This is a genomic window from Pseudomonas sp. JS3066 (genome assembly GCF_036328175.1).
GTDB lineage: Bacteria > Pseudomonadota > Gammaproteobacteria > Pseudomonadales > Pseudomonadaceae > Metapseudomonas.
The window spans coordinates 780758-796359 of sequence record NZ_CP143312.1 but is presented as its reverse complement, the minus strand read 5'-3'; the positions used below and the strand labels follow the sequence as shown (position 1 = coordinate 796359).

At 64.9% G+C, this 15602-nt stretch carries 15 protein-coding genes; 8 read left to right on the top strand and 7 right to left on the bottom strand.

Annotated elements, in window-relative coordinates; all coding sequences use genetic code 11:
• The first annotated feature begins 123 nt into the window (after positions 1-123).
• Positions 124-714: a Crp/Fnr family transcriptional regulator gene (locus SA496_RS03860; protein ID WP_153918889.1), complete on the top strand. Its 591-nt coding sequence runs from the start codon at positions 124-126 to the stop codon at positions 712-714.
• On the opposite strand, the gene SA496_RS03855 is transcribed toward SA496_RS03860, so the two are convergent.
• Positions 692-2422 carry an AMP-binding protein gene (locus tag SA496_RS03855; protein ID WP_330115065.1) on the bottom strand — a complete coding sequence of 577 codons (1731 nt, stop codon included), beginning with the start codon at positions 2420-2422 and terminating at the stop codon, positions 692-694. The genes SA496_RS03860 and SA496_RS03855 overlap by 23 nt on opposite strands.
• 274 nt (positions 2423-2696) lie before the next feature.
• Between SA496_RS03855 and SA496_RS03850 the strand changes: the two genes are divergently transcribed.
• A complete protein-coding gene (locus SA496_RS03850; protein ID WP_256672946.1) occupies positions 2697-3053 on the top strand; it encodes a GlcG/HbpS family heme-binding protein in 357 nt (118 codons plus the stop codon).
• A gap of 57 nt (positions 3054-3110) precedes the next feature.
• Here the strand turns inward: SA496_RS03850 and zapE are convergent, their stop codons facing one another.
• On the bottom strand, positions 3111-4217 hold the full coding sequence (zapE, locus tag SA496_RS03845; protein ID WP_120652676.1) for a cell division protein ZapE: 1107 nt from the start codon (positions 4215-4217) through the stop codon (positions 3111-3113).
• Between the two features lie 156 nt (positions 4218-4373).
• Complete coding sequence (gene lysA, locus SA496_RS03840) at positions 4374-5612, bottom strand: diaminopimelate decarboxylase (protein ID WP_120652677.1); 1239 nt, start codon at positions 5610-5612, stop codon at positions 4374-4376.
• A gap of 113 nt (positions 5613-5725) precedes the next feature.
• Here lysA and SA496_RS03835 point away from each other — a divergent pair, with 113 nt between their 5' ends.
• The 4 genes from SA496_RS03835 (at position 5726) to SA496_RS03820 (ending at position 10722) form a co-directional block, all read left to right on the top strand.
• Positions 5726-6652, top strand: coding sequence for a LysR family transcriptional regulator (locus tag SA496_RS03835; protein ID WP_120652678.1), 927 nt, complete (start codon positions 5726-5728; stop codon positions 6650-6652).
• A gap of 71 nt (positions 6653-6723) precedes the next feature.
• Positions 6724-8220 (top strand): MocR-like pyridoxine biosynthesis transcription factor PdxR, encoded by a 1497-nt coding sequence (gene pdxR / locus SA496_RS03830; RefSeq protein WP_120652679.1) that lies wholly within the window; start codon positions 6724-6726, stop codon positions 8218-8220.
• 125 nt (positions 8221-8345) lie between these two features.
• Complete coding sequence (locus SA496_RS03825; protein WP_377673004.1) at positions 8346-9413, top strand: sugar phosphate isomerase/epimerase family protein; 1068 nt, start codon at positions 8346-8348, stop codon at positions 9411-9413.
• 49 nt (positions 9414-9462) lie between these two features.
• Positions 9463-10722, top strand: coding sequence for an MFS transporter (locus SA496_RS03820; protein WP_120652680.1), 1260 nt, complete (start codon positions 9463-9465; stop codon positions 10720-10722).
• Between the two features lie 60 nt (positions 10723-10782).
• Here the strand turns inward: SA496_RS03820 and pbpG are convergent, their stop codons facing one another.
• The 3 genes from pbpG to SA496_RS03805 all read right to left on the bottom strand — a co-directional run bounded on the left by pbpG (position 10783) and on the right by SA496_RS03805 (position 12747).
• On the bottom strand, positions 10783-11730 hold the full coding sequence (pbpG, locus tag SA496_RS03815) for a D-alanyl-D-alanine endopeptidase (protein WP_120652681.1): 948 nt from the start codon (positions 11728-11730) through the stop codon (positions 10783-10785).
• Positions 11731-11907: 177 nt separating this feature from the next.
• Positions 11908-12294: a DUF488 domain-containing protein gene (locus tag SA496_RS03810; RefSeq protein ID WP_330115064.1), complete on the bottom strand. Its 387-nt coding sequence runs from the start codon at positions 12292-12294 to the stop codon at positions 11908-11910.
• A gap of 12 nt (positions 12295-12306) precedes the next feature.
• Positions 12307-12747, bottom strand: coding sequence for a thioesterase family protein (locus tag SA496_RS03805; protein WP_330115063.1), 441 nt, complete (start codon positions 12745-12747; stop codon positions 12307-12309).
• 96 nt (positions 12748-12843) lie between these two features.
• On the opposite strand from SA496_RS03805, the gene SA496_RS03800 reads away from it, so the two are divergent.
• Both SA496_RS03800 and SA496_RS03795 read left to right on the top strand, forming a co-directional pair.
• The gene (locus tag SA496_RS03800) at positions 12844-13803 is read left to right on the top strand and encodes a GlxA family transcriptional regulator (RefSeq protein ID WP_120652683.1); all 960 of its coding nucleotides are present in this window, start codon (positions 12844-12846) and stop codon (positions 13801-13803) included.
• A 96-nt stretch (positions 13804-13899) separates the two neighbouring features.
• The gene (locus tag SA496_RS03795; protein ID WP_330115062.1) at positions 13900-14655 is read left to right on the top strand and encodes an SDR family NAD(P)-dependent oxidoreductase; all 756 of its coding nucleotides are present in this window, start codon (positions 13900-13902) and stop codon (positions 14653-14655) included.
• Positions 14656-14707: 52 nt separating this feature from the next.
• On the opposite strand, the gene SA496_RS03790 is transcribed toward SA496_RS03795, so the two are convergent.
• Positions 14708-15586, bottom strand: coding sequence for an SDR family NAD(P)-dependent oxidoreductase (locus SA496_RS03790; protein WP_120652685.1), 879 nt, complete (start codon positions 15584-15586; stop codon positions 14708-14710).
• Positions 15587-15602: the final 16 nt, after the last annotated feature.

The window sequence follows — 15602 nt, the reverse complement described above, 5'->3', positions numbered from 1 at the left end:
TCTTGGTTGGGGCTGAAAAAAGGAGTCTAGTGTCAGGCACACGGAGGCGACGGGCAATTGCGGATTGGGAGCCGAGCGCCCGCCTGTGCTTAGATGAGTTCAGTACCTCCAGGCCAGCCCCCCATGATCCCCGCCGACATCCAGCTCCAGTTGCAGGACATCTTCCACGCCCACGGCATGGCCGACCCGGCGCTGCAGGAGTGCCTGTTGCAGGTGCTCAAGCTGCGCGACTACGACCATGATCAACCGATCATCCGCGCAGGCGAGCGTCCCACCCACTTCTACGTGATCCTCTCCGGCGTGGCGCGCTACTACTACCTGTCCCCGGAAGGCCGCCAATGGAACAAGACCTTCTTCCGCGAAGGCCAGTTGATTGGCTCTCTCAGCGCCCACCTCAAGCAGCAACCCTGCACTTACAGCATTGCCGCGGTGGAAAGGTGCCGGCTGGCGAGCCTGCCCCTGGCGATACTCGACCAGTACGGCAAGCGCTTCCCGCAGCTGCAGCAGATGCAAGACCTGGTAACCCGGCAGATCATGCTGCGCAACGAGGACCGCGAGGCACTGCTGCTCACTCGCAATGGCGAGCAGCGCTACCAGTGGCTGCTGGATAACGAGCCCTGGCTGCTGGACCGGGTGCCGCAGTACCAGTTGGCCAGCTACCTGGGGATGGACCCGGTGTCCTTCTCACGGGTCAAGCGCAAACGGGCGGGCTGAGCGACTCGCGCACTCGCAGTCCCAGCGCTTCGGCCCGCTGAACGCAGAACTCACGCTGCCCAGCAGGTACATCCGCCAGACTTATCCACAGGCTGCCATCGGCGCCCTGGGTTACCTCGCAACCCAGGGTCGGGCAGGCGCTGCCAACCCGATCGCGATAAACGCTGGCTGCCGCCAGCTCCCGCAGCTTCTGCTTGTAGATCTTCCCCACCACCGTCACCGGCAGGGCATCCACCAGGAATATCCGTTTCGGGCAGGCCGGACGTTCAGCGATGTGCTCGAAGGCGAACCGCTGCAGTTCGTCGAGGCTGGCCGCCTGACCCTGGCGCAGCTGCACGAACACCACCGGCAGCTCGCCGGCGTACTCGTCGGGCATGCCCACGGCAGCAGCCATGGAGACTGCCGGGTGGCTTTCCAGGCAGTTCTCGATCAGCGCCGGATCGATATTGTGGCCGCTGCGGATGATCAGGTCCTTGGCACGCCCGGTGATGAACAGATTGCCGTTTTCGTCCAGGTGCCCCAGATCGCCACTGCGCAACCAGCCTCCCTCCAGTGGCGACCGGTCCTGCCCCAGGTAGCCGGGAAAAACCGTGGGGCCGCGCACGCAGATTTCCCCGCCGTCGATCCGCACTTCGATTGGCGCCGCCACATGCCCGGCACTGCCCGGAATCGCCGGACGACTCAGATTGGGCAACGCGATCACGCCGCTGCATTCCGTCATGCCGTAGGCCTGGTACAGCTCCAGCCCTGTCTGTGCCTTCACCTTCTCGCACAGGGCCGCCGGTACCGGTGCGCCGCCGGAAAGCATGAAACGCAGACTGCTGATGTCGTGCCCGTCGATCGGGACTTCCAGCATTGCCGCCACCGAGGTGGGAATGCCGCCACTGAGGGTGATGCCGTAATGCTCCACCAGACGCCAGTGTTGGCGGATCACCTCCGGATTGCGGAAGCCGCCCAGTGTCGGCAGCAACACGCGCAACCCGCTGGCCAGGCCGCCCAGGCTATTCACGAGGGCACCGGCTACGTGGAAGATCGGCAAACCGTTCAGCGCCACATCCTCAGGGCCGGCCTCCATGCAGGCGCGATAGGCGCAAGCGGCGGCTACCTGGTTCGCATGGGTCTGCCGGGCGAGCTTGGGCACCCCCGTGGTACCGCCGGTATGGAAGTAGGCGGCAATGTCGTCTGGCCGAGGCAGCAGTGCCGGCTCCAATGCCGCGCCGGAGTAGCGTTCGAGCAACTGGTCGTAGAAAAACTCGCCGCCCTGTACCAGTACCGACACGCACCTGGGTAGCTTCGACAAGCGCAACGAAGCGCCCAGCGCCTTTTGCCACAGGTCCGAGCCCGGCACCGGACCGAGCGCCACCAACAGATCCGTGCCGGCCTTGTCCATCAGGCTGGCCAGGGCTTCTTCGCTCAGCAGCGGGTTGATCGGGTTGGCGATGCCGACGCTGGCGGCGGCCCACAGCAGGCACTGGCTCTGCGGTATGTTCGGCAGCAGCAGCGTGATCACCGGCCTGCGCGTGCCGGCCAGGTCCAGCAGCATCCGCGCGCTGCGATTGAGCTGGTCAAAGAATGCCCAATAGCTCAGGTCCTGCTCGCCCATCTCCTCCCCGAGGTTGTGGATAAAGGTCAGCGCCATTCGTTCCGGGTGAGCGGCCGCCGAGGCCTGCAATAGTTCGTAGACAGTGGTGGGAATCTGGCTGGACATGGCGGCCTCCTGGACCTGCGCGTTGTTGTGCGCCGATTCTTGGGGGCCGCCGCAAAGGCGGCATTAACAAATGTTAAGAAGGCTGGCGAGGCTTGTAACCCTCGGCCAGCGCCTACCTGACGACATCGTTTCGCCGTCCCTGTCTCCCGGCCAAAGGCAAAGGTTTCATGCGTGCCGCGACAGGAGAACCCGCCATGAAATCACTCCAGTACCTCGCCCTGGTGGTCTTGCTGCCTGCCTGAGCGCCCATGCCAAAGTCGCCAGCGAAAAGAACATGACCCTCAAGATCGCCAGCGACATCGCCAATGCCGCGGTGCAGGCCTGCACCGCCAAGGGCTACAACGTCACGGCCGCAGTGATGGACCTCGCCGGCAGTGTGCGCACCATCCTCCGCACGGACAAGGCGGGCCCGCACACCCTCGACTCTGCCCGGCGTAAGGCCTACACCGCCGCCTCGACCAAGCGCAGCACCACCGAAATGCTTGAGAACGTGCAGAAGAGTCCTGCGGCCCAGTACTTGCCGATGATCGACGGATTCCTGGTAGTGAGCGGCGGCGTACCGGTGAAAGTGGGCGATGAGGTGATCGGTGCCGTGGGCGTGGGCGGCGCGCCTGGCGGGCACCTGGATTAACAGTGCGCCAACGCAGGCCTGGAAGTGGTTAAGGATCAGCTCAAGTAGTACCGGACGTCAGAACCGCGCCAACTGCATCTCCTTCAGCCGGCTCAGGGTGCGGCGGAAGGGGAACTCCAGATAGCCCTCGGTGTAGAGGCGGTCCATGGCCACGGCCGCCTCGAGGTAAAGCGGCACCCGGCGGTCGTAGCACTCGTCCACCAGCGCGATGAAACGGCGCACGCCGTCGTCATGCACCGACAACTGCGGCAATTCGCGGTCGCCGGCGTCGACCCGTTCCGCACCATCTTCGGTACCCCGGGCGATACGCCCTTCGCGACGAGACGCACTCAAGTTGGGCACATCCCCCAGCAGAATCACCGGGAAGCGGTCACACAGGGCGATGAAATCCAGGGCCGCCAGCGGTTGCTGGCAAAGGTCTTCATAGCGGAACCAGACCGCCGCCGCGCATTGGCGCACCACCGGTATCGGGCGATGGCCGAGCTCCACCGGCTGGTTGGAACTGCCCTGCCCCGCTGCGAGCCGTTCGAAGACTTCGGCGAGGAAACCGGGCTTGCCCGGCTCGGCCACCCAGTAGCGCTGATGGGCCGTACCCGGGTGCAGGCGATGATCCTCACCGCCGTCCACTGCCACCACCTGCATGTGCCGCTCGATGGCGTCGATGGCCGGCACGAAACGCTCGCGGTTGAAGCCATCGGCGTAGAGTTGCTGCGGAGGCTGATTGGAGGTGGCGACCATGGCTACGCCTTCATCGAACATCGCCCGCAACAAGCGGCCAAGCAGCATCGCGTCGCCGATGTCATTGACGAACAGCTCGTCGAAGCACAGCACCCGCACCTCTTGCGCCAACTCACGGGCCAGCGCTTGCAGCGGGTCCGGCGTGCCGGTGAGCTGGAACAGCCGCTGATGGACCCAGCGCATGAAGTGATGGAAATGCTGACGCCGTGCCGGGACCCTGAGGCTCTGGTGGAAGCGGTCCATCAGCCAGGTCTTGCCGCGCCCTACCGGCCCCCAGAGATAGACGCCTGTTACCTCGCCGGCGTGGTGCAGCGCCTCATGACAGGCCTGTAGGCAATCGACCGCGCGCCGCTGGGCCGGGTCAGGCAGGAAACCACCCTGCTCGAGGGCGTGATGGTAGGCGGCGAGTGGGGAATCGAAGGTCATGGCGCGGCATTGTGGAGGTTGCAGACGCCTTCGGGAAGGTTCGTAGGTTGGCGCAGAGCGCAGCGAAGCCCAACGCATTCTGCCTCGGATACTTCCGCGTGGCGGGAAAACCCTCACCCTGCCCCCCTCTCCCGGAGGGAGAGGGGGGCAGAACACTCAGAACTGCTCGAGCGCCAGCAGGTCCGCCAGGGGCTGGCGGCGGCGAATCAGGCGGGCTTCCTCGCCATCCACCAGCACCTCCGGCAGCAGCGGCCGGCTGTTGTAGTTGGATGACATCGACGCGCCATAGGCGCCGGTGTCGTGGATCAGCAGCAGGTCGCCAACCTGGGCCGCCGGCAGGGCGCGCGGCGCCACCAGGCCACCGTCGTGCTGGGTGAAGACGTCGCCGGATTCGCACAGCGGGCCGGCGACCACCGTCTGGCGCTGCGGGGCGGTAACCGGGTTGCCGGCATCATCCAGCAGGCTCATGTCGTGGAAGCTGCCGTACATGGACGGGCGCATCAGGTCGTTGAAGCCGGCATCCACCAGGATGAAGTGGTTGCTGCCCACATCCTTCACCGCGCGCACTTCGCTGAGCAGACAGCCGGACTCGGCTACCAGGAAGCGACCCGGTTCCAATTCCAGGCGCACCGGATGCTTGACGATGCCTTCGATCTCGCGACGGGCCTGGTTCCACAGTTCCGCATAGCGCGGAATGTCCACCACCGGGTCGCCCTGGCGATAGGGAATGGACAGGCCGCCACCGGCGGAAATGGCTTCCAGGTCGCAACCCAGGTCACGTACCGCGCCGACCATTGCCCCGCAAACCTCTTCCAGGTGGCTGTAGTCCACACCGGAGCCGATGTGCATGTGCAGGCCCACCAGAACCAGACCGTAATCACGGATCACCGCCATCGCGGCGTCCAGCTGGCTGTGCCAGATGCCGTGTTTGCTGTTCTCGCCGCCGGTATTGGTCTTCTGGCTGTGGCCATGGCCGAAGCCGGGGTTGATGCGCAGCCACACGCGATGGCCGGGGCTTGCCTGGCCGAGCTGGGTGAGCATGTCGATTGAGCCGACGTTGACCTCGATACCCAGTTCAACGGCGCGCTTGAGGGTGGCACGGTCAAGCAGGTCGCAGGTCAGCACCACGCCCGCCGGTTCACCCTTGGGCGAGTAGCCCGCCAGCAGAGCGCGCTCGATTTCGCCGAGGGATACCGCGTCCACCTGCACACCCTCTTCGCGCATCAGGCGCAGGATGCTCAGGTTGGAGCAGGCCTTCTGGGCGAAACGGATCACATCGAAGCCCTTGAGCTGGGCGATTCGCTCGCGGATCACAGCCGCGTCGTAGCACCACAGCGGGGTGCCGTGTTCACGGACGAGGTTGGCGAGGGTAGCGGCGGGAATGTTCGGGCGCATGGCGGCCTCCGGAATCGAGATGCCGCCATGATCGCAAGCCGTACTGATTCATAAAAATACCAATTCATCACAACTCGATTCATTATTGATATGCAAACCACTCGGTACCGCCCATGGACCTTTCCCTCCGCCATATCGAAATCTTCCGCGCCGTGATGACTGCCGGCAGCGTCACCGGCGCAGCGCGCCTGCTGTTCACCTCCCAGCCCACCGTGAGCCGCGAGCTGGCACGCTTCGAGCACCTGCTGGGCTTCCGTCTGTTCGATCGCGAAGGCGGGCGCCTGTCTCCCACTGCGCAGGGGTTGGCGCTGTTCGACGAGGTGCAGCGTGCCTACACCGGCCTGGAACGCATCGCCGGTGCGGCCCAGGCGATTCGGCGCTACGACCAGGGCCAGTTGGCCATCACCGGGCTGCCGGTGTTTGCCCAGACCCTGCTGCCAGCGTTTGCCCAGGCGCTACAGGAACGCCACCCCGGCGTCAGCCTGAGCATCGCTGCACAAGAGTCACCGCTACTGGAGGAGTCCCTGAGCGGCCAGCGCCACGACCTCGGCCTCCTGGAAACCGAACTGGTGCCGCGCGGCACCCAGGGCAGCACCCTGCTGGCAGCTGACATGGTATGCATCCTCCCCGCTGGCCACCGTCTGCTACAGAAGCCGGTGCTGGACCTGGCCGACTTCCATGACCAGCCGTTCATCAGCCTCTCGGGCCTGGACATCTATCGCCAGAGTCTGGATACGCACTTCGTCACCGCCGGTGTGCAACGCCGCCTGGTCGTTGAAACCAGCACCGCCGCCTCGGTCTGCGCCATGGTGCGCCAGGGACTGGGCCTGGCCATCGTCAACCCGCTGAGCGCCCTCGATGAAGCCGGACGGGGTCTGGAAATGCGCCGCCTCGCCGTATCGGTGCCCTTCCGTGTGCAACTCATCCGCCCCGAGTTCCGCCCTGCTTCGACCCTGGTCGACACGGCGATGCAACTCTTCCGCGAACAGGCCGAGGCGATCCAGCAACGACTGGCGCATCGCCTCATCGGCAACCCTTGATACCTCCCCGCAGCCAGCACCGGCGCGCACAATAGGCGCCCGGCGCACTCCGTGCAGAAGGCAGGACCCGAATGAAGACCCCCGGCGGCATGTTGCTCTCCGGCATCGAACTGGACCGTTCCAGCGCGGTGCCGCTCTATCGTCAGCTCTACCTGCAAGTGCGCAAGCAGATCCTCTCCGGGCGGCTGCCAGGTGGTACCCGCCTGCCCTCCACACGAACCCTGTGCAAGGAGCTGGCGCTGTCGCGCATCACATTGCTCAATGCCTTCGACCAGCTCACCGCCGAAGGCTTCCTGGCACCGCGCACCGGAGCCGGCACCTACGTAAGCGATGAATGGGAGGGCCGTGACGCCGCTGCCGACGCCCCGCGTAAACCACCGCGCCTGTCGAGCCTGAGCCAGGCGGTGCATTCCATGCGCAGCGAGCACTTTGGCGGAGTGTCCTACAACGCCTGGGCGGCGGATTGCCCGACCTCCTTCCTGCCCAGCCACCCGGCCTACGATGCCTTTCCGATGCCTGTCTGGAAGCGCCTGGTCGACCGTCACCTGCGTAAGCCGAGCAAGGCGCAACTGGGCTACGGCGAACTGAAGGGGCTGCAGCGCCTGCGCGAAGCAATAGTCGAATACGTGTTCGACGCCCGCGGCATCGACTGCAGCGTGGATCAGGTCGTGATCACCTCTGGTGCCCAGCAGGCCTTCAACCTGCTGGGCATGCTGCTGCTCAACCCCAGCGACAGCGTATGGATGGAAGACCCCGGCCACATAGCCGCGCGTATCGCCTTCCAGGCCCTGGGTTGCCAACTGGTGCCCCTGCGTATCGACGAGCAGGGACTGGACGTGCAGCAGGGACTGCGCGAATGCCCGGACGCGCGCCTGGCCTTCACCACCCCCTCTCGGCAGCACCCGCTGGGTACCACCATGAGCTATGCGCGCCGCCAGGAACTGATCGACTGGGCTGGACGCGGCCAGGGCTGGATAGTCGAAGACGACTGTGACAGCGAGTTCCGCTACGTCGGTCGCTCGCTGCCGGCGCTCTACGCCATGGACCCATGGCAGAAGGTCATCTACGTCGGCACCTTCAGCAAAGTGCTCTACCCCTCGCTGCGCCTTGGCTACGTGATTCTTCCCGAGGCGCTGGTCGAACCCTTCTGCGCCATCCGCGCGGTGATGGACCGCAGCCCCTCCACACTGCATCAGGCCACCACCGCCGACTTCATGCAGGACGGGCACTTTCTAGGCCACATCCGCCGCATGCGCAGTCTGTACCAGGCACGCCAGGCCAGCCTGGTGGAGGCACTGCAGCGCCACCTGGGTGGGTTCCTCAGGGTGGACCCGGTAGAAGCCGGCCTGCACCTGATCGGCTGGCTGGACGAATCGGTGGACGACGACGCCCTGGCACGGGGGCTGGCCGATCACCAGGTCTACACCTACGCCCTGCGCGACTACTGCATCCGCCGATACCTGCCACCGGGACTGCTGCTGGGTTTCGCCGCCACCCCGGAGGAGCAGGCGGAGCAGCGCGTCCGTGAGTTCGCCAGCGCCTTGCGCGCCCTCGGGATGAAGGTTTGAGCATCGCCACACGGGCTACCAAAGTGGTCATAACAACAAAAGGAAAATGGCTATAGGGATAGCACCATTCCGGAGCGATAAAGGCATCGCCGGCCACCCCGGCGTCGCTATCAGGAATGACAATAATGAATGCTATCCAAGCCCGATTCGCCGCCCTGCTGAGCCATAACGCAGGGGCTGGTTCCGAGCCTCCGCCGCTCACCCCCGACCTCGCCCGCCGTCTGCTGCAGCGCCTCGACAGCCTGCGCCTGTTCGCCCACGGCTATCCCCTGCTGACCAACCTTACCCAGGGCCGGGTCAGCCCCGAAGACATGCTCGACTTCGCCTATCGGCACGAACTCGATGGGCTCTCCCTGCACCTGCTGGATGGCGAACACAACAGCCTCTCGCAGATGTCGTCTGAGCGCCTCGCCGCCTTCGCCGCCAAGGCCCGCACCTTGGGTCTGGACGTCCACGTGGAGATCAGCAGCACCCTGCCTGAAGATGTCGACCAGGCCGTGGCCGTGGCCCGCGCCATCGGCAGCCGCAACATCCGTGTCTATTCCCGCTACGAGGGTCACCTTTCGCGGGTCATGGACCTTATCGAGGACGACCTGCGGCGCCTGGCACGACTGGCCGACGAACATGATCTCAACTTCGATTTCGAGCAGCACGAGGAACTCAAGAGCGACGAGATCGCCACGCTGCTGCGCCGCGTCGGACACCCGCGGCTAAATGCCCTGTTCGACTTCGGCAACATGATCAACGCGTGCGAACAGCCGTTGCCGGCACTCGCCAACCTCGCGCCCTTCATCCGCCAGGTTCACCTCAAGGGCGTACGCGTGGTGCCCGAGCAGAAAGGCTTCGGCCACTACGGTGTGCTCCAGGGCAGCGCCGAGGACCAGCTGCCCGGCGCGCGCATGCTGCTGGAACTGCTGCTGTTGGGTGAATCGGCACCGCAGGTGGTGGCCTTCATCCTGGAGCAGGAAAACCACTACATCGCCCCGGCCTTCCGTCAGACCAGCGAAGACGCCGACCCCTTCATTCCCTATCGCGAGATGAGCGAAACGCCGCTGCCGCCGGGCTACAGCCTGGAGCGAATGCTGGCCGACGAGCACCGCTGGGCCAACAACCAGGTGCGCCATGTCCGCGGCCTGCTGAACGAACTCCGCCTGCTGGCCGAGCTGACCCTGGCCGACGCCGAACGAACCTGACCGGCCGTCCCGACGGCTCCCCGTAACCCGGAAACTGTGGAGAACAACAATGACAGCACAGGCTAAAGCCAAGTGGCTCCGCTTCCTGGTCCTCGTCCTTGGCGGCGGGACCATCTACAAACTGTCCAGTCTCAAGGACGCGTTCTATATCCCGATGCAGGAGCACATGGGGCTGACCCACACCGAGATCGGCACCCTGCTCAGCGCCAACGCCATCGTCGCCACCGCCCTGTTCGTGGTAGGCGGCTTCCTCGCCGACCGTTTCGAAACCCGCAAGCTGATCCCACTCGGGCTGGTCGGCACCGGCGCCCTGGGCCTGTACCTGGCCAGCTTCCCCGGCTACAACCACCTGCTCATCGTCTTCGCGCTGCTGGCGGTGTGCGCCGACTGCCTGTTCTGGCCGTCGCTGCTGAAAGCTGTTCGCAATCTCGGTGACGACGGCGAACAGGGACGCATGTTCGGTTTCCTCGAAGGTGGCCGCGGCGTGGTCGACACCCTGGTGGCGTTCGCCGCCTTGGGCGTATTCATCGCCCTGGGCTCCGGTGCCGCCGGGCTGAAAGCGGCGATCCTGTTCTACTCCGTCATCGACATCAGCGTCGGCCTGCTCACCCTGTTCCTGTTGCGCGGCGCTCGTCAGGACAACACCGCGCGTGACCCCGTCGGTCTCGCTGGTCTGCTGGAGGCGGTGCGCGTGCCGGGCATCTGGCTGGTGAGCCTGAATGTCTTCATGGTCTACATCGTCTATTGCGGCCTGACCTACTTCATCCCCTACCTGAAGGACATGTACCAGTTGCCGGTAGCCCTGGTCGGTGCCTACGGCATCATCAACCAGTACTTCCTCAAGGTATTGGGCGGACCGGCTGGCGGCTTCCTGGCCGACAAGGGCCTGAAGAGTCCGAGCCGCTACCTGAAGTGGGCCTTCCTCGCCCTGCTGCCACTGATGGCGGTGATCCTCAGCATTCCGCGTGGCGAGAGCTTCATCTATGCCGGTATGGCCGCGACCCTGAGCTTCGCCCTGGTGGTCTTCACCATGCGCGGCGTGTTCTGGGCCCCGATGAGCGAAGTGGGTATCCCATCCCGCATCACCGGGTCCGCCTTCGGTATCGGCTGCCTGATCGGCTACGCCCCGGGGATGTTCGCCTACGTCATCTACGGTGCACTGCTCGACCACTACCCGGGCGAACAGGGCTACACCTACGTGTTCAGCCTGATGAGCGTGCTCGCGGTAATCGGCTTCCTTGTTTCCAGCCTGCTGCACCGTGCGGTGAACAAGCGTGCCACCGTCACTGCCGGCGAGGCCCTGGCCTAACGATTGCGCAAAACGAAAAAGCCAGCCTCACGGCTGGCTTTTCCATGGTCCCGCAGAACCTCAGTTCTTCACCTCCGTCTGCACCGTCGCCTCGCGAATCTGACTGTCCTTGTACTGACGGTAGTTCTTCGCCGCCGCCGGCACCGGGCCGCTCTTGCCGGTTTCCAGCCAGCGGCGCATGCGCGTGGCATCGGCCACGTGGGTGTATTTGCCGAAGGCATCCAGCAGTACCATGGCCACCGGGCGGCCATTCATCTGGGTCAGCATCACCAGGCAGTGGCCAGCCTCATCGGTAAAGCCGGTCTTGGTCACCTGGATGCTCCAGCCAGGCTTGCGGACCAGGTTGTTGGTGTTACGGAAACCCAGGCTGTAGCGCGGTTTGACGAAAGTGATGGTCTTTTCCGGGGTAGTGCTGAGCTTGCTCAGCATCGGGTACTTGCGCGCTTCCTTGAGCAGCAGCACCAGATCGTGGGCGCTGGACACGTTGTGCAGCGACAGGCCGGTGGGTTCGACATAGCGGGTGCTGCTCATACCGAGGGCACGGGCCTTGGTGTTCATCGCCTTGATGAACGCCGAATAGCCGCCCGGATAGGCCGCGGCCAGGGCAGTGGCAGCACGGTTCTCCGAAGACATCAGGGTCATCAGCAGCATGTCGTGGCGATTCACCTGGCTGCCCACACGCACCCGTGAATACACGCCCTTCATGTCCGGGTTGTCGCGGATAGTCACGGTGATGACTTCGTCCATCGGCTGCTTTGCATCCAGCACGACCATGGCAGTCATCAGCTTGGTCACCGAGGCGATGGGGGCAACCAGATTGGAATTTCGGGAATACAGAATCTTGTCGGTATTCAGGTCAAGCAGCATCACGCTGCCGGAAGCCAGGTGCAACTGTGCCGGGTCGCGAACCGGCAGAGGCGCCTCCTGGGCTTGAACTGGCGAGCCTGCAAGCACGAACAGGCAGGAACCGAGGACGAACAGCTTGGCGATCGAACTGCGAATTTTCACGATGCGTCCAGTAACGAAAATGTAGGAAATGAGAGAGATGAAAAGTAGGACCCATACCGGCGAAGTATAGGAACGGAGGCGCCAAATACTCAGCGCCTTCCGTCGTCGGGGCGCGATTTTGCGCCTTTGGTCGAATGACTGCCAGCGGGAAATGCTCGCCGAAAATCGCCGCCAGACTCAGCGAATCGAGGCTCCGCGCTCGGCCAGCAACTGACGCAGCACGGAGCGATGGCAACGTGCCTCATTTTCGCAGTAGCAGCCCACCGCAAAGTGGCTGCTGTGGGAGAGCGCTGACAGCAGGTCAAGCACCCGCGCCCCTTCCCCGCCCTCCATCTCGGCGCGGTAGCGCTTGGCGAAGCGGGCCCAGTCGGCATCGCTTTCAGCGGCCTTGCCCTCGGCCATCAACTCGGCGCTGGGCGCCAGCAGCGGCAACCAGGTGTCGTAGTAGTCGCGGCTGGCGAATTCGGCCTTGGGTACCCCCCGTGGAGGTCTGCGCACGGTGCCGATGCGCAGGCCTTCGCCGTCCGCCCGCGCGGTTCCCAGCTGAACGATGCTGATGCTCATTTCCACTCCTCCTCAGCGGTTGCTGCCAGGCAGTACGCGGAAATCCTCGCTCTCTTCCAGGGCCTGAAGCGCCTCCAGCAGTGCGGGTGGCGGAACCACCAGCTTGCGTTGCTCCAGGTCGAACCAGCCGGCCGTGGAGGTGACCCGCGCCGCCAGCGTACTGCCTCGATAGAACTCGTTGCGCAGCATCATTCGGCTGCCGTCCTCGGACAGGCCGGACAAGCGCATGCTGATGTCCATTTCGTCCAGCAGATGGAATTCGCGGAAGTACTCGATCTCGTCCTTCATGACCACCGGCCCCAGGCGCAGACGGCAAAACTCCGACATGGGGAAGCCGCGATCGGAGAAATACATCATGCGCACGTCGGCGGACTTGTCGAGGTAGGCGGTGTTGCGCATGTGAGAGTTGAAGTCCATGTCGCCCCAACCGGCGATAAGGGTCTTCCGGTACATGATGAGTCTCCGCAGCAAGGTGGGTGGAGCTCACTTTATGGCCTGTCGGGCCTCTGCAATACTGGCGCGATTGACAACTTTGGTAGCGATCTCGCCATGAAGATCACCGTCCTCGCCCTTGAAGGGGTTTTCGATACAGGTCTGGCCGCCGTCCTCGATGCACTGACCACCGCCAACGAGCTGGCCACCTTGCATGGTCTGCCCTGCCCGCAGTTCGAGGTGGCCCTGGCGGGCGTGCGGCCCCAGGTGAACAGCTCGCTGGGGTTCGGCGTTCCCGTGCGCCTGGTGACGGACTGTCCGGTACCGGAATGGGTGATCGTTCCGGCCATGGGCTACAAGATGCCCGACCCGTTGCAACAGGCCCTGGCGCGTCCAGACGTAGCCGATGCGGTCGCCGCCCTGCGCGCCTGGGCCGAAGGGGGGGCGCGCATTGCCGCTGCCTGCATCGGCACCTTCGTGCTGGCGGAAACCGGCTTGCTGGACGGCCATGAGGCCACTACCACCTGGTGGCTGACGCCGCTTTTCCGGCAACGTTATCCACAGGTGCAACTCGATGCCGGGCGAATGATCGTCAGCTCCGGGCAGTGGGTCACCGCCGGCGCCGCGCTGAGCCATCTGGACCTGACCCTCTGGCTGATTCGCCAGACCAGCCCGGAACTGGCCGCCCTGGTGGCGCGCTACCTGATCGTCGACTCACGCCCGTCGCAATCGGCCTATGCCCTCTCCGACCACTTGGCTCACGCCGACCCGCTGGTGCAGCGCTTCGATCGCTGGGTGCGCGACCGCCTGGCGGAAGGGTTCAACCTCGACGTCGCCGCTGGCGAACTGGCCACCAGCAAGCGCACCCTCGCCCGGCGCATCCACGAAGTGCTGGGCAAAACGCCCCTGGCCTATGTGCAGGACCTGCGCATCGAACGCGCCGTGCATCTGCTGAAGACCAGTGAGCACAGCGTCGACCAGGTCGCCGGACTGGTGGGCTACGCCGACGGCGTGACCCTGCGTACCCTGCTGCGCAAGCGCCTGGGCAAGGGCATTCGCGAACTTCGCGCCGGCTGACGCGATCGCTAGTCCCTGCGGACGATGCAACCTCCTGGTATCGGTGGGAGGTTCCCCTGTGCAGTCCCCATTGAAGACTCTCAGGAGAGACAACCGATGAAAATGCTGGAAGGCAAGGTCGCATTGGTGACCGGTGGTGGCCAGGGCGTCGGCCAGGGTATAGCCCTGGCACTGGCAGCCGAGGGCGCGCGCGTCGCAGTGGCAGGACGCACCATCGCCGCACTGGAGCAAACCTGCGCACAGATCGCGCAGCGCGGAGGTACGGGATTGGCGGTGACCTGCGACGTAACGGATCCCGCTGATATCGAACGCTGTGTCGCCCAGGTAGTGGACGCTTTCGGCGGCCTGAACATCCTGGTGAACAACGCGCAGATCATTCCGCTGGGCCGTATTCTGGAGGTCACAGACGAGGACTTCAGCAAGGGACTCGACTCTGGTCCGATGGCAACCGTGCGCCTGATGCGCGCCTGTTACCCGCATCTGAAGGGCGACGGCGCAGTGGTCAACCTGGCCTCTTCCGCCGCCGTCCGCTGGGATGCCTCCGGCTACGGACATTACGCCGCGACGAAAGAGGCCATTCGCGTGCTCAGCCGTGGTGCCGCCTGTGAATGGGGGCCGGATGGCATCCGCGTCAATGTCATCGCGCCGCTTGCGTTGTCGCCCGGTCTGCGCGGCTGGATGGACGCCTACCCGGATGAAGCGGCAGCGTTCGTTCACAGCATTCCCCTGGGCCGGGTCGGCGATTGCGAGAACGATATTGGCCGCACCGTGGCCTTCCTGGTCAGCGACCAGGCCCGCTACCTGACCGGTGCAACCATTCCGCTGGATGGTGGCCAGGCGCACTGGGGCTGAGCCACTGGAAGAAAAAAGGGGCGGCCTCGGCCGCCCCTTTTGCAATCCCGCTTCAAATCACCCGCGCCGGATGTTGCACACGAGGGCTGCCGAGCATCTCCCGATAGGACGGCGGTTGGCGCCCTTCGGCTTCACTGATGCCATAGCCCTGCGCCAACTCCGCCGTCACCAGGGTCTGTCCGGAGAGGCTGGAAAGCTGCGGGTCGTTCAGCAAGGCATGGATCACCTGGCCGTTGAACTCAGGGGTTTCCGCCACGGCCAGGAAGGCTTCGTACTGGTCGGCCCGTTCGGCACCGGCGATTGCGGTGCGCTCGGTTCGCTGCGGCCCGAGCCACAGGGAAACCGCGCTGACGCCCGTGCCTTCGAGATCCACCGCCATATCTGCCGCGAACTTGTCCACACCCGCCTTCTGCGCGCCATAGGCCGGGCCGTGCATATAGCAGCCGGCGCCGTAGGACGAGACGAAGGCGATCAGGCCGTGGCCGTTCTTCACCAGTAATGGCGCCGCGTGGTAGCTGGCGATGTAGGCGGAGCGCAGGCCGACATCGAGGATGTCCACCAGTTCCAGGGGCTTTTCCCAGAAAGGGCCGGGGTCGATCAGGTTCTCGTGGAGGAAAGCGGCGTTGTTCACCAGCAGGTCGAGACGACCCTGCTCCCGTTCGATACGGGCGAAGAGTGCGTGCACCTGTTCGTCATCGCGATGATCGCAGGGCACGGCGATGCCCTGGCCGCCAGCCCGGGTCACTGCTTCGGCGGTTTCCGCCAGGCTGCCGGGCAACAGCTGGCCGCGCAGGCGGCTGGCGCTTTCGGTACTGGAGCGACCGCTGAGGTAGACGGTCATACCGGCGGCGCCCAGGGCGATGGCGATGCCCTTGCCGACGCCACGGCTTGCGCCGGTGACCAGGGCGATACGGGGTTTGCTTGCAGTCATGGGATTCTCCCGAATG